The following is a 12,844-nucleotide window of genomic DNA, read 5'->3' as shown; positions in this document are numbered from 1 at the left end:
CAAGGGTTCAGTCACAACGGTGTTCGCATGAGTACCACGTTGTACTGGCTGTGCACGGTGAGCAGGAAGTACAGGTCGTCTCCGGTCTGATACGGGAAGATCATCGGCGCGTACGCGGTGGGCAGGTCACGGGCATCCACCAGCACGCGAGGCGCGCTCCACGGCCCCTCAGGGGCCGGAGCTGTCCGCAGCACAACCGAATTCGCTGGGTCGGTGGTCAGCATGACGTATTGGCCGAGGTGGTCGTTCCACTGCACCGACAGCTCACCGACATTGCCGACGATCGGCGCGGACGCTTTGGGGTCGTTGGGTTTCCACGCGCCGCCGTCCCAGTATTCGTAGGCATCGATGTTGGCGATGTCGGCTTCGCGGACGCGGGAGAGGAAGCCGGGGTTGTCGCGGCCGGCGGGGGTGCCGTAGCGGTAGACGAACCCGTCGTTCTTCAAAAACGCGTTCTGCTGGAAGCGCTCGTGCCCGTCGACATTGGCGCGGCGGGTGGTGGGCAGTTGCACCCAGGTCCGGCCGCCGTCACCGGAGGAGGCCAGGGTGGAGAAATTGGTCTCCCACTTGCCGTGATCGCCCCAGTGGCGCACCGACATCATGCTCATGTACTGCACGCCACCGACCGAGATTCCGGCGGTGGGGATGAAGCTGATTTCGATGCCGGGGATCTTCGGGCTCGGCAGCGGGTTGGGGGTGATGCTGTCGAAGTAGATGCCTTCCGACGGGTCGGTGGTGGTGCTGTGGAACAACATGTTGGATGTCCACGCCCACATGCTGCCCGCGAGCAGGTTCGGGAAGCCCAGTCCGGCGGTGTCGCCGAACGCGGTGATCATTCCGCCGCGGCCGTCGTCCCACATGATGCCGAGGTCGGTGCCGAGGACGTTGACGGTGTGGGTTTTGTTGGGGCTGTCCATTCCGGTCATCTGGAACACGGCCTCGGTGGGGCCGGGGAGTTTCGGCAGGCCCTGCCATCCGTTGAGTACCGGGATCGGGTTGATGTTGTTGGGGTCGGCTGTCGCGGGCGCACCCAGCGCGACACAGCAGGCGGCGGTGAGCACGCCGATCCTGGCGAGTGCGGACAGCGATCGTTTCATCCGGCGGAGTCCCTTCTGGTAGCGCGCGGTCTGCGGGTGTCATTGTGCCCGCATCGGGACCGGATAGGGGGTAACCGCCGGGCGGTTGTCCGCAGTCTGTCTTGAGACCGAGCGGTCCGGCAGGGACCGCGCTGCTTCGCTTGGCCCCCATGTGCAACCGGTACCGACCGCGGCTCGAACTGTCGGCCCCGCCACTACGGCGGGGCCGACAGCTTGCGGTCAGTCGGTGAAGAGCTCCGCGGCGGTTTCGGCGGACAGTGCGCGGTCGAACCAGCGGGTGAGGGTGTCGGCGTCGGCGCAGTCACGGATGCGGTGGCGGTCGCTGTCGGTGAGGGGGACGCGGCGGTGTTGGAGGATGCGCAGGATGTCTTCTGCGCGTCCTTCTTGACGTCCCTCTTGACGTCCCTGTTCGCGCCCTTCGTCGCGGATGCGCTGCGAGGTCTGCGAGCGGAAGAAGGAGAGATCCACGGACATCATCTGCCTCCAGGTGTCGGCGGCCGGGCTGGTGCCGAGGCCGAGTTCGGTGAGTTCGGCGACGATGGCGGCGTCTTCGTCGTCGATGCCCCGCAGGGCGGCGGCCAGCGATTTCAGTATCGCACCGATGCTGGGGTGGTGGGCGTGGGTGATTGCCGACAGGGCGGCGAGCGGGACATCGGTGATCGCTTCGGCGGTGTCGGTGATGACGGGGACATTGTCGGGGCCGAGCAGCAGCGGCCGTGCGACGAGGCTCGGCCATTGCCGGGGACCGATGACGAAGGGTCCGCCTGCCCATCGTTCGGTGGTCTCGTCCTGGCACACGACGAGCAGAACCGGGGGAAGCAGGTATTTCGAGTGCAGGTGCGCCAGGTACATCAGTCGATCATATGTTCGAAACCGAAGTACTCTGGTGCAGCCTCGAGGACGGTCTGTCGGTCTGAGGTCCGCCGGTTCGGACGTGTCGGGGCACGGCGAGGCCGGTCGGTTTCCGGGGTGAACTACGCTGCGAAATGCCCTGCCGAACCCGGCCGGGTACCGCGGCGTCACGGTGAAGCCGGTGGGAATCCGGCACTGTCCCGCAACTGTGAGCTCGGCGTTTCGCCGGGTGAGTCAGGTCGGCCGCCGTCGCGGGAGGCGTACTTGTCCTCGGATGAAGGACGGTATGGACGGAGGATGTCGTGCCACTCGCTTCCCACCGGCGGCTTATTGCTTCCCGACGGCCGCACGCTGCCCGCCGGGCGGGTGCAGGACGATTCGAGACGGACCGGCTACTCGGCATGGCTGGGCGGTCCGGTGGCGCACGACGGTGGGGCACGGTCTGGCGGCTCGTCGCCGCAGGCGCGTTGATTCTGCTGAGCGCGGCGTGCAGCGCCTCCGAGCCTGCCCCGTCGACCGGCGGGAACAGCGTGGACGGGTCCCCCCGAGCCATCGTCTCGCTCAGCCCCACCGCCACCGAGATGCTCTACGCGATCGGTGCGGGGGAGCAGGTGGTCGCGGTCGACGACCGCTCCGATCACCCGGCCGACGCTCCCGTCACCGACCTGTCCGGCTACACCCCGAACGTCGAGGCCGTCCTCGGCTACGACCCCGACCTCGTCGTGGCCAACGCCGACACCGGCGACCTGGTCGCCGGGCTCGAGCGGGCCGGCGTCGAGACGCTGATCCTGCCCGCCGCGCGCACCCTCGACGACACCTACGCCCAGATCGAACAGCTCGGCGCTGCCACAGGGCATGTCGGCGACGCGGCCGAACTCGTCGCCGGAATGCGCACCGATATCGACCGCATCGTCGCCGGACTCCCCGACCGCGACGCCCCGCTGCGCTACTACCATGAGCTCGACAACACCTACTACACCGTCACCGACGACACCTATCTCGGCGCGATCTACTCGATGCTCGGCCTGCGATCCATCGCCACCGGCGGCAACGGCTACCCGCAGCTGTCGGCGGAGTACGTGCTCGAGCAGAATCCCGATGTGATCTTCCTGGCCGATGGACAGTGCTGCGGAGTCACCCCGGAGGTCGTCGCGCAGCGCGCGGGCTGGGGTGAGCTCACCGCGGTCCGCGACGGCCGGGTGCACGTCCTCGACGAGGACATCGCGAGTCGCTGGGGACCGCGCGTCGTTGATCTGGTGCGTGAGATCGCCGCCGTAGTCGCGGGCGCCCCGGCCGTCCGCCCCACCTCTTGACCGGGACCCGGCGTCGCGCGCTGGTGGTGACCGGCGCGGTTCTCGCGCTGCTGGTCGCCGTGTTCGTGAGCATCCTCGTGGGACCGGCCGGGCTCACCCCGCGCGGCGTCCTGCTGGACATGGCCGATCGACTGCCGTTCGTGGATGTCGAGTCGGGCCTGTCGACGCGACAGCGGGCCATCCTCTGGGACATCCGGATGCCGCGCACCGTCCTCGGCGTGCTCGTCGGCGCGATGCTCGCCGTGGCCGGGGCCGCCTACCAGGGCGTCTTCCGGAATCCGCTCGCCGACCCGTACCTGCTGGGCGTCTCCAGCGGCGCGGGGCTCGGGGCGACGCTCGCGATCGTCGCCGGTGGCGCGGCCGGATTCGCCGGTGTCCCCGTCGCGGCCTTCGCGGGCGGCCTGCTCGCGGTCGCGGCGACCTACACCCTGGGCCGCACGGTCGGCGGGCTCCGGTCGGAAGTGGTGGTGATCCTGGCCGGGGTCGCGGTGGCCGCCTTCGCCAACGCCGTCCAGACCTTCTTCATGCAGCTGCACGACGACACCCTGCGCCAGGTCTACTCCTGGATGCTCGGCCGGCTGACCACCGACGGCTGGTCCGAAGTGCTCGTCGTGCTGCCCTATGTCGTGGTGAGTGTCGTGGTCATCGCACTCCACCGGCGCACACTCGACGTGATGGCGGTCGGCGATGTGGAAGCCGCGAGCCTCGGCATCGATCCGGCGCGAGTGCGCCTGATGCTGGTCGGCGTCGCCACGCTCGGCACCGCCGCCGTGGTCTCGGCGGGCGGTCTGATCGGGTTCGTCGGCATCGTGGTTCCGCATGCCGTGCGGCTGCTCGCCGGTCCTGGCCACCGGCTGCTGTTGCCGCTGTCGCTGGTCACGGGCGCGGCGTTCCTGGTGTTCGCGGATGTGCTCGCCCGGACCGTCACGGCTCCGGCCGAACTGCCGATCGGCGTCGTGACGGCGGCGGTCGGCGCGCCGTTCTTCCTGTTCGTGCTGCGACGCAGCCGAGGGGTGTCATGACCGGCGCGCGCGCCGAGGCGGTGACCTGTGTCCGGGTCGGCGCCGAACGCGGCGGCGTCGAGGTGCTGCACGAGGTGGATCTGGTGGTCGCCGCGGGCACGTGGGTTTCACTGGTCGGTCCCAACGGTTCCGGCAAGACCACACTGCTGCACGCACTCGCCGGACTCGTGCCCGCCACCGGCGAGATCCAGGTGGCGGGGGTGCGACCCGGTCGATCGTCGCGCCGCGCCACGGCCCGCGCGGTCGCGTTGATGCCGCAGCGTCCGGTGGTGCCCGAGGGTGTCACCGTGCGTGAGCTCGTCCACCTCGGCCGCACCCCGCACATCCCCCGATTCGGCAGCGAGACCCTGCGTGACCGCGAGATCGTGGACCGGGTGATCGCGCGCCTCGACCTCCAGGAATTCACCGCGCGCACAGCCACTGCACTGTCCGGCGGCGAACTGCAGCGCGTCGTGCTGGCCCGCGCGCTCGCCCAGCAGCCGCGGGTCCTGCTGCTCGACGAACCCACCAGCGCCCTCGACATCGGCCACCAGCAGCAGGTGCTCGACCTCGTCGACGCCCTGCGCAGGGAAGAAGGGCTGACCGTCCTCGCCGCTATGCACGACCTCACCTCCGCCGCGCAGTACGGCGAACGGCTGATCCTGCTGGATCGCGGCCGCATCGTCGCAGACGGGCCGCCCCCAGAGGTACTGACCGTGGCCCGCATCGCGGAGGTATACGGAGCGCACGTCGAAGTGCTCGACCGTCGCGACGGTCGGGCCGTGCTGCCTCTGCGCAGCGGACCTTCACCTGACTTCTCCGCTGGAACACTGTTCGGCAAGCTCTCGCAGGGAGACACCCGAGAATCGCATGCGGGCAGGGCTCCATCCGGTGAATCGGGGGCGGGTGAAACTCTGTCCGGTGAATCGCGGGCGAGTGGATCCCTGTCCGGCGAATTCCGGCCGACCGAGTCCCGGCCCGCCGAAATCCCGCCGGACGGATCACGGCCTGATGAAACGGAGTCACCCTGATGGAAATCGTCCTGCTGGGCACGGGCGCCGCCGACGGGTGGCCGTCCCCGTTCTGTCGCTGCGAGTCCTGCCGAGACGCCGCCGCCCGCAACCAGATTCGCGGCCAGACCGCCGCCCTGGTCGACGACGTCCTCCTGCTCGACTGCGGCCCCGAAGCCCCGCGCGCCGCTGTCCGCCTCGGCCGCACCCTCGCCGATGTCCGCCACATCCTGCTCACTCACGCCCACCCCGACCATCTCGACCCGCAGGTTCTGTTGTTCCGATCCTGGATAGACACCGGTCACGACCTGGAGGTGATCGGCCCCGCCGACGCGATCGACGCCTGCCGTCGGTGGGTGGGGCCGCAAGACCAGGTCCGCTTCACCCCCGTCCGCGTGGGCGACCGAATATCCGCCGGGTCCTACGAGGTCACCGTCCTGCCCGCCCGGCACCGGGTGTTCCACGACGGCGACAGCGTCCTCTACGACATCACCGCCCCGGACGGCGCGCGCGTGCTGTGGGCATGCGACACAGGCCCGTGGCCCGACTCCTGGTTCGAGGCGGTCCGAGACGCGGCCTACGACGCGGTGTTCCTGGAGGAAACCTTCGGCGACCGATCCGAACTGTCCGATCAGCATCTCGGCCTCCCCGAATTCGGCGACATGCTCACCGGACTACGTGACGCCGCCGCGGTCACCGAGAAGACCGACGTGCTCGCGGTGCACCTGGGCCACCACAATCCACCGATAGAAGAACTGGAGCGTCGATTGCGTACGCACGGTGCCCGACCGGGCTACGACGGCGAAGTGGTGCGTGCCGGCTTGCCCCCGCGCCCGGCCGCCCACCGCACCCTCGTCCTCGGCGGCGTCCGCTCCGGCAAGTCCCGGCACGCCGAAGACCTGCTCGGCTCGCACGCGGCCGTCACCTACGTCGCCACCGGCGGCACCCGCGACGGCGATGCCGAATGGGCCCAGCGGGTCGCGGTGCACCGCGAACGCCGCCCCGCCTCCTGGACCACCCTCGAAACAGGCAACGTCACAACGGTACTCGCCACGGCCACGCAACCCTTGCTCATCGACTGCCTCGGCACCTGGCTCACCGCACGTCTCGACGCCCACAAGGTCTGGGAGGGCGCCGATCTCGCGCCCGTCCACGCCGACATCGACGACCTCGTCGTCGCCTGGCGCGCCTGCGACGTTCCGGTGATCGCGGTGAGCAACGAAGTCGGCAGCGGGGTGGTGCCCGCCTCCGCCTCGGGACGGTTGTTCCGAGACCTGTTGGGAACGTTGAACAGCCGGGTAGCCGCCGCGTCGGAGTCGGTGGTCCTCGTCGTCGCGGGAATCCCCGTTCCGTTGCGCTGACAGTTTCCGGCAATCACCGGGTCGCCGCGGTGTACGCGGTGCCTTCGGTGTTCGGATCCGTGTGTCGCAGCGGCGCGCAATGTTGTCGGCGCCGAGCGGGAATCGAATCCGGGAACCGTCGCAGTCGCGCCGGTCGAGTCAGCGGACCAGGGCCTGACCGGTCCCTGGACATGTAGGGAACCCTTGCGCGCACCAGCTGCCCTCGTGGATCCTCAGGGTATGTAGCGGCGGGTCTTCCTGAGCCTCACCGGCGCGGCGATGATTACGCCTGCCCACCACTGGTCGGCTGCTTCGGAGTCGGATGTTGCGCGAGCAACGGGCACTCGCGTCGACATGGTAACGGTCGAGGAAATCGACCGGATGACGGTACTGGTGCGCCGCGTTGCGAATCGCTGATAGCGCCGGAGACAGGGCTTTGGCCGCCAATATCCTCGGGTTCATGTCCTGCCGGGCCAAAGACATCGGCCGACCCAGGGAAGCGGTTCTGCTGGCGGAGACGGCGCTGGCCGGCTATCCGGGCAGCAGCCCTCGGGTGCGGGCCATACTCGCACTGCGCACCGCCGAAGCCTATGCTGTCGAAGGCTCTGCCTCGGCCGCTCGGCGCGCACTCGACGCTGCCTTCGCCGATCTCGGCGACTCCGCCGGTGAAACCCCGGACTGGGCCTACTGGCTCGACGAAACCCACGCGCACGGTCAAGCCGGGTACAGCTATCTCCGCCTCGGCTCGCATCGGCTCGCCCGTCGGCATCTGCATGCCGCAATCAACAACGGTGGCAATGGATCTCGTGAAGTCGCCCTGCGCTACACGCTCCTCGCCACCAGCTACATTCGCGAACCCGACGCCGATCTCGACCACGCGATCGGCTTCGCGGAGCGCGCGGCGGATCTGCTCGACAACCAGATCGATTCGACGCGGGTCGCCGGACACCTCGGTGCGCTGGTCGCCGACCTGAGTCCACACCGGCAGCGGCCTGCGGTACGCGCTCTCGCCGATCGGGTGCGCGCTCTCGAGGCTTCGGGCCACTCCCGGAGGTCACAACAAGTTCCGCCATCGATGTGAATCGTCGTGCTGCCCAAGGTGGGTGTTGCCCGGGACGATCTTGTGGAATACGAAGACCAGCCGTGCTGCGGGGGTGAGGGGACGCTCGCGCAGGGTTTCCAGGTCGACGGTAGTCAGGTCGTCGAGGAACAGTCGCAGGTGGGGGACGTGATCGCCCAGGGTGGCGCGGGTGCCGGGATCCAGGTCGATCAACTCGGAGAGTTCGGTGGGTGTGTTCCAGCCACGGCCGTGGGCAGCGCTGTGTACGACGAGCGGGACGATGGCGGGCAGTGTGCGGGTGTGCGGGTTTTCTTCGAGGTAGCGGTTCCAGATGGAGACCAGGTATTCGGCGAGTCGGCAAGGTATCCGGAGGGGCGGGTCGGAGTGCTCGCGGTGTCGGGCACGAGCGGCATCGACGTGGAGCACAAAAAGAACCGGTCCCGGAGGATTGCTCCTCCGGGACCGGTCCGTGCTCGTTCAGCTGTGCCTCAGCGGGCAACGCTCATCAGAAAGCGGCTTCGTCCAGCTCCATGATGTCGTTGTCCAGGTTGGCCAGGATGGCGCGGGTCGCGGTCAGCTCCGGCAGCACATTGCGGGCGAAGAACTGCGCGGTGGCGACCTTGCCCCGGTAGAACGCCTCGTCGGAGCCGTTGTCCTGGGCGGCGATGGCGACCTCGGCATGGCGCAGCAGCTGCCAGCCGATCAGCAGGTCGCCGACCGAGAGCAGGAAGCGGACCGAGCCCAGGCCGACCTTGTAGAGCTCCTGCGGGTTCTCCTGGGCACCCATCAGGTGGCCGGTGAGGGTGGCGGCCATGGCCTGCACGTCCTCGAGGGCGGTGGCCAGCAGCTTGCGCTCGGCCTTCAGGCGGCCGTTGCCCGCTTCGGAGTCGATGAACTTCTGCACCTGGCCCGCCACGTGACCCAGGGCCACGCCGCGGTCGCGGGCGATCTTGCGGAAGAAGAAGTCCTGCGCCTGGATCGCGGTGGTGCCCTCGTAGAGGGAGTCGATCTTCGCGTCGCGGATGTACTGCTCGATCGGGTAGTCCTGCAGGAAGCCGGAACCACCGAAGGTCTGCAGCGACTCGGTCAGGTACTGGTAGGCGCGCTCGGAGCCGACACCCTTGACGATGGGCAGCAGCAGGTCGTTGACGCGGGCGGCCATGTCGGCGTCCGCGCCGGAGACCTGGGCGGCCACGTCGGCGTCCTGGTGGGCGGCGGTGTAGAGGTACACCGCGCGCAGGCCCTCGGCGTAGGCCTTCTGCATGGCCAGGCTGCGGCGCACGTCCGGGTGGTGGGTGATGGTGACGCGCGGGGCGTCCTTGGCGTTGGCGGTGAGGTCGGCGCCCTGCACGCGGTTCTTGGCGTAGTCCAGCGCGTTCAGGTAGCCGGTGGACAGGGTGGCGATGGCCTTGGTGCCGACCATCATGCGGGCGTGCTCGATGACCTCGAACATCTGCGCGATGCCGTTGTGCACCTCGCCGACCAGCCAGCCCTTGGCGGGAACGCCGTGGCCGCCGAAGGTCAGCTCACAGGTGGCCGAGACCTTCAGGCCCATCTTGTGCTCGACGTTGGTGACGAACACGCCGTTGCGCTCGCCCAGCGCGCCGGTCTCCGGATCGAAGTGGAACTTCGGGACGAAGAACAGCGACAGGCCCTTGGTGCCCGGGCCCGCGCCCTCGGGACGCGCCAGCACCAGGTGCATGATGTTCGGGAACAGGTCGTCGGAGTCGGCGGAGGTGATGAACCGCTTGACGCCCTCGATGTGCCAGGAGCCGTCCTCCTGCTTGACGGCCTTGGTGCGGCCGGCGCCCACGTCGGAGCCGGCGTCGGGCTCGGTCAGCACCATGGTGGCGCCCCAGCCCTGCTCGACGGCGATCTCGGCCCACTTCTTCTGCTCTTCGGTGGCGTTGTTGTAGAAGATATTGGCGAAGCCGGGGCCCGCGGCGTACATGAAGGCGGCGGGCTGCGCGCCCAGGATCAGCTCGGCGATGGCCCAGTAGGCGGCGCGCGGGAACTGGATGCCGCCGAGCTCCTCGGCTACGGAGAACTTGTCCCAGCCGCCCTCTTCGAGGGTCTTGTAGCTCTTCTTGAACGACTCGGGCAGCGAGACGGTGTGGGTCTCGGGGTCGAAGACCGGCGGGTTGCGGTCGGCGTCGGCGAAGGACTCGCCCAGCGGGCCCTCGGCCAGGCGACGCACCTCGTTGAGCATCTCCTTGATGGTGTCGGTGTCCAGGTCGCCGTAGGCGCCCGCATCGAGGAGGTTGCCCAGTCCGAGGACCTCGAAGAGGTTGAACTCCAGGTCGCGAACGTTGCTCTTGTAGTGACCCATGTCTGTCTACTCACTCTCCGTTGAGTTGGTGCGGTCGGTGTGTTTGCCGTTCCCGCCCGTTGTCGTCACCGGACCCGTTGCCGGGCAGCCGCATGCTACTCGCGGGTAACTTCACCCTATATTACCGCCGGGTAATGCCTCAGCAAAAGTCTCCGCAACCAATGTGATCTGAAGAACACGGCAGCGAACCCGCAGGTCGGCGCGGTGCAAGATCACTTCGGTCGCGCCGTTAAGGTGAGATGTGCGCATCGAGACCAGCGCCGGTCCCGCCGATGTCGAGGTGGATCTGCCCGGCGAACCGCGATTCCTGCTGCTGCTCACCCACGGCTCCGGCGGCGGGGTCGATGCGAAAGATCTGCTGGCCGTGCGTGATTCGGCCCTCGGTCTGGGGGCGGTGGTGGCCAGGGTGGTGCAGCCCTATCGGGTCGCCGGACGACGCGCGCCCGGCTCGGCGGACAAGCAGGACGCGGCCTGGCTGGAGATCGTCGCCGAGTTGCGGGACCGCTATCCGGTCGGGCCGCTGGTGCAGGGCGGTCGCAGCAACGGCGCGCGCGTGGCCTGCCGCACGGCGGTGGCGGCCGGGGCGCGCGGGGTGCTCGCGCTGTCGTTCCCGCTGCATCCGCCCGGGAAGCCGGAGAAGACCCGACGGGAGGAACTGCTGGCGGCCGGCGATATCGAGGTCGTCGTGGTGAACGGGGAGAAGGACCCGTTCGGGATCCCCGAGCCCGGCGACGCCGCGCAGGTGGGGGTGATCCCGGGGCAGCCGCACTCGTTCCGGACCGGCTTCGACCTGATCGTCGAGATCGTGGAGCCCTGGTTGCGGCGTTGGTCGGCGGGCTGACTCCTACGCGGATGCGCGGTTGGCCACGATCAGGGCGTCGATCGCGTCGTTGTGCTCGGTGGGCCGCAGCACGCGGTCGGCGATCCTGATGTGCATGTCCGGGTTGGTGGCGGCCAGATCGGCCACGACGTCCTCCGGCGTGAACAGGATCGAGGGGTCCTGGGGCCCGCCGTGACCCTCCTCGATATTGGTGCGGTCGTGCCCGAGAACCAGCAAGGTGCCCTCGGGAGCCAGGCGGTTCGCGGCCGCGGCCAGCACCGCGCGGCGCTGGTCGGCGGGCAGGTGCAGGAAAACCATCAGCACCAGCTCGAACGGTCCCCGCACCCCGGCCGCGTCCAGATCGGTGACATCGCCGCATTGCCAGGTGATCCGGCTGCGCACCGACCGGGACAGCCGGGTCGCCACGGTCTTGCCCTTGTCCACGGCGACCTGGGAGAAGTCGATGGCGTGCACCTTCCACCCGTGGGTGGCCAGCCACAGCGCGTTGCGCCCCTCCCCGCAGGCCAGGTCGAGCACTCGCGGCAGGCCGCTCTCGTCCTGGGCGGCCGCGTGCCGCTGCAGGCTGTAGACGAACTCGACCACCGTGTTGTTGGGCGGCGCGCCCCAGACCAACTCGCTCTGCGCGTAGCGCTCGTCCCAGTCGGCGGCATCCATGTGCGCGAGTCTATTGACTCGCCGCGTGCGGCTCGACGTTCGCCGACGTATCGCAGCGGACGCTGCCGGAACTTCGGAACGGGCTAGAGCGTCGTGTGCATGAGGACCACGTTGTACTGGCTGTGCACCGTGGTGAGGAAGTACAGGTCCCGACCCGTCTGGTACGGGAAGATCGACGGCGCGTACGCGGTGGGCAGTTCGCGGGTGTCGATCAGAGTTTCCGGCGGGCTCCACGGGCCTTCCGGCGAGGAGGCGCGCCGCATGACGACCGAGTTGAACGGGTCGGTGGTCAGCGAGATGAACTGACCGAGATAGTCGTTGTACATGACCGACAATTCGCCGACGCCGTGCATGATCGGGGCAGCCGCGTTCACATCGTTCTTGCGCCAGCCGTTGCCGTCCCAGTACTCGTATTCGGCGAGATTCTCGATGTGCTGCTCGGGGACGCGCGCCACGAAGGCGGCGTTGTCGCGCCCGGCCGGGGTGCCGTACTCGTAGACGAAGCCGCCGCTCTTCACGAAAGCGTTCATCTGGAAATTGGCGTTGCCGCCTTCGTTGGGCCTGCGGGTGTGACCGAGGTCGGCCCAGGTCTCGCCGTTGTCGGCGGACGCGGCCAGGCCGGAGAAGCTGGTGGTCCACTCGCCGACGTTGTCCCAGCTCTTGACCGACATCATCGACAGGTACTGCACGCCGTTGACCGAGATACCCGCGGTGGGAATGCGGCTGATCTCCACGAACGGGATCTTCGGGCTGGGCACGAGGTCCCTGGCTTGGCCGAACACGTCGCGTACGACGCTGTCGAAGTAGATGCCCTGCGCGGGGTCCTTGGTGTGGCTGCGCACCAGGATGTTGGAGCGCCACGCCCAGGTGCTGCCGGCCAGCAGGTTGGGGAAACCGATGCCCGCGGTGTCGCCGAACGCGGTGAGCATCTCGCCGTGGCCGTTGTCCCACATGATGCCCAGGTCGGTGCCGAAGACGTTGTAATTCTGGGTGTTGTTGGGACTGGCCATGCCGGTCACCTGGAACACCGCCTTGGTGCGGCCGGGCAGGTTCGGCAGGCCGTTGGTGCCGTTGAGCACCGGAATCGGGTTGATCGCGTTCGGGTTTGCCATGGCGGGCGTGGTCGCCGTCAGAAGCAGGGCCGTAGTACCCGCCAAGGTGGACAGCAGGATGGAGGCGGTCTTCTTCAAGGTTGTGGGCCCTCCGGGTCGTGCCGGAATGGCGCACGACACTCAGCCCCCTCTCTGTGTCCCGAACCACATTCCGACTGGCTGGCAAATCGACGGAATAGTAGCAGCGAATTCCGCGAAATGGGGCACCTGCAATACTTTTTGGATAAATGCCAGG

General features: G+C 68.5%; 11 protein-coding genes, 1 pseudogene and 1 riboswitch. Of the genes and pseudogenes, 6 read left to right on the top strand and 6 right to left on the bottom strand.

From position 1 onward, the window contains the following. Positions 1 to 11 precede the first annotated feature (11 nt). Positions 12 to 1,097 (bottom strand): DUF4185 domain-containing protein, encoded by a 1,086-nt coding sequence (locus IU449_RS18475; RefSeq protein WP_195003371.1) that lies wholly within the window; start codon positions 1,095 to 1,097, stop codon positions 12 to 14. 219 nt (positions 1,098 to 1,316) lie between these two features. Continuing rightward, positions 1,317 to 1,949 (bottom strand): hypothetical protein, encoded by a 633-nt coding sequence (locus IU449_RS18470; protein WP_195003370.1) that lies wholly within the window; start codon positions 1,947 to 1,949, stop codon positions 1,317 to 1,319. A 132-nt stretch (positions 1,950 to 2,081) separates the two neighbouring features. Further along, positions 2,082 to 2,215, top strand: a riboswitch (cobalamin riboswitch). A 135-nt stretch (positions 2,216 to 2,350) separates the two neighbouring features. On the opposite strand from IU449_RS18470, the gene IU449_RS18465 reads away from it, so the two are divergent. From IU449_RS18465 to IU449_RS18445, 5 genes and pseudogenes are all read left to right on the top strand, one after another. After that, positions 2,351 to 3,262 carry an ABC transporter substrate-binding protein gene (locus IU449_RS18465; RefSeq protein WP_195003369.1) on the top strand — a complete coding sequence of 304 codons (912 nt, stop codon included), beginning with the start codon at positions 2,351 to 2,353 and terminating at the stop codon, positions 3,260 to 3,262. After that, positions 3,259 to 4,284 carry a FecCD family ABC transporter permease gene (locus IU449_RS18460; RefSeq protein WP_228805171.1) on the top strand — a complete coding sequence of 342 codons (1,026 nt, stop codon included), beginning with the start codon at positions 3,259 to 3,261 and terminating at the stop codon, positions 4,282 to 4,284. Before IU449_RS18465 ends, IU449_RS18460 begins: the two co-directional genes overlap by 4 nt. After that, a pseudogene (locus IU449_RS18455) lies at positions 4,281 to 5,072 on the top strand (ABC transporter ATP-binding protein); the annotation flags it as partial. The gene IU449_RS18460 and the pseudogene IU449_RS18455, both read left to right, overlap by 4 nt. A 221-nt stretch (positions 5,073 to 5,293) precedes the next feature. Further along, a complete protein-coding gene (locus IU449_RS18450) occupies positions 5,294 to 6,634 on the top strand; it encodes a bifunctional adenosylcobinamide kinase/adenosylcobinamide-phosphate guanylyltransferase (RefSeq protein WP_195003368.1) in 1,341 nt (446 codons plus the stop codon). 439 nt (positions 6,635 to 7,073) lie between these two features. Beyond that, positions 7,074 to 7,694, top strand: coding sequence for a hypothetical protein (locus IU449_RS18445; RefSeq protein ID WP_195003367.1), 621 nt, complete (start codon positions 7,074 to 7,076; stop codon positions 7,692 to 7,694). Here IU449_RS18445 and IU449_RS18440 read toward each other — a convergent pair. Both IU449_RS18440 and IU449_RS18435 read right to left on the bottom strand, forming a co-directional pair. Next, entirely contained in the window at positions 7,668 to 8,099 is a 432-nt protein-coding gene (locus IU449_RS18440) for an Rpn family recombination-promoting nuclease/putative transposase (RefSeq protein ID WP_195003366.1), read from the bottom strand. The two genes, IU449_RS18445 and IU449_RS18440, sit on opposite strands and share 27 nt — an antisense overlap. A 79-nt stretch (positions 8,100 to 8,178) precedes the next feature. After that, entirely contained in the window at positions 8,179 to 10,002 is a 1,824-nt protein-coding gene (locus tag IU449_RS18435; protein WP_195003365.1) for an acyl-CoA dehydrogenase, read from the bottom strand. Between the two features lie 241 nt (positions 10,003 to 10,243). On the opposite strand from IU449_RS18435, the gene IU449_RS18430 reads away from it, so the two are divergent. Next, complete coding sequence (locus tag IU449_RS18430) at positions 10,244 to 10,843, top strand: alpha/beta family hydrolase (RefSeq protein WP_195003364.1); 600 nt, start codon at positions 10,244 to 10,246, stop codon at positions 10,841 to 10,843. A 3-nt stretch (positions 10,844 to 10,846) separates the two neighbouring features. Here the strand turns inward: IU449_RS18430 and IU449_RS18425 are convergent, their stop codons facing one another. Then, entirely contained in the window at positions 10,847 to 11,497 is a 651-nt protein-coding gene (locus tag IU449_RS18425; protein WP_195003363.1) for a class I SAM-dependent methyltransferase, read from the bottom strand. A gap of 83 nt (positions 11,498 to 11,580) precedes the next feature. Further along, entirely contained in the window at positions 11,581 to 12,687 is a 1,107-nt protein-coding gene (locus IU449_RS18420) for a DUF4185 domain-containing protein (RefSeq protein WP_195003362.1), read from the bottom strand. Positions 12,688 to 12,844 lie beyond the last annotated feature (157 nt).

The sequence above is a fragment of the Nocardia higoensis genome (assembly GCF_015477835.1).
GTDB classification, from domain to species: domain Bacteria; phylum Actinomycetota; class Actinomycetes; order Mycobacteriales; family Mycobacteriaceae; genus Nocardia; species Nocardia higoensis_A.
The sequence above is the reverse complement of the archived record's forward strand: the minus strand, read 5'-3'. Positions and strand labels throughout refer to the sequence as shown.

Excerpts from the sequence above, each read along its gene's own strand:
- IU449_RS18475 (WP_195003371.1), bottom strand. The coding sequence starts at position 1,097 with ATGAAACGATCGCTGTCCGCACTCGCCAGGATCGGCGTGCTCACCGCC.
- IU449_RS18470 (WP_195003370.1), bottom strand. The coding sequence starts at position 1,949 with ATGTACCTGGCGCACCTGCACTCGAAATACCTGCTTCCCCCGGTTCTG.
- IU449_RS18465 (WP_195003369.1), top strand. The coding sequence starts at position 2,351 with ATGGCTGGGCGGTCCGGTGGCGCACGACGGTGGGGCACGGTCTGGCGG.
- IU449_RS18450 (WP_195003368.1), top strand. The coding sequence starts at position 5,294 with ATGGAAATCGTCCTGCTGGGCACGGGCGCCGCCGACGGGTGGCCGTCC.
- IU449_RS18445 (WP_195003367.1), top strand. The coding sequence starts at position 7,074 with ATGTCCTGCCGGGCCAAAGACATCGGCCGACCCAGGGAAGCGGTTCTG.
- IU449_RS18435 (WP_195003365.1), bottom strand. The coding sequence starts at position 10,002 with ATGGGTCACTACAAGAGCAACGTTCGCGACCTGGAGTTCAACCTCTTC.
- IU449_RS18425 (WP_195003363.1), bottom strand. The coding sequence starts at position 11,497 with ATGGATGCCGCCGACTGGGACGAGCGCTACGCGCAGAGCGAGTTGGTC.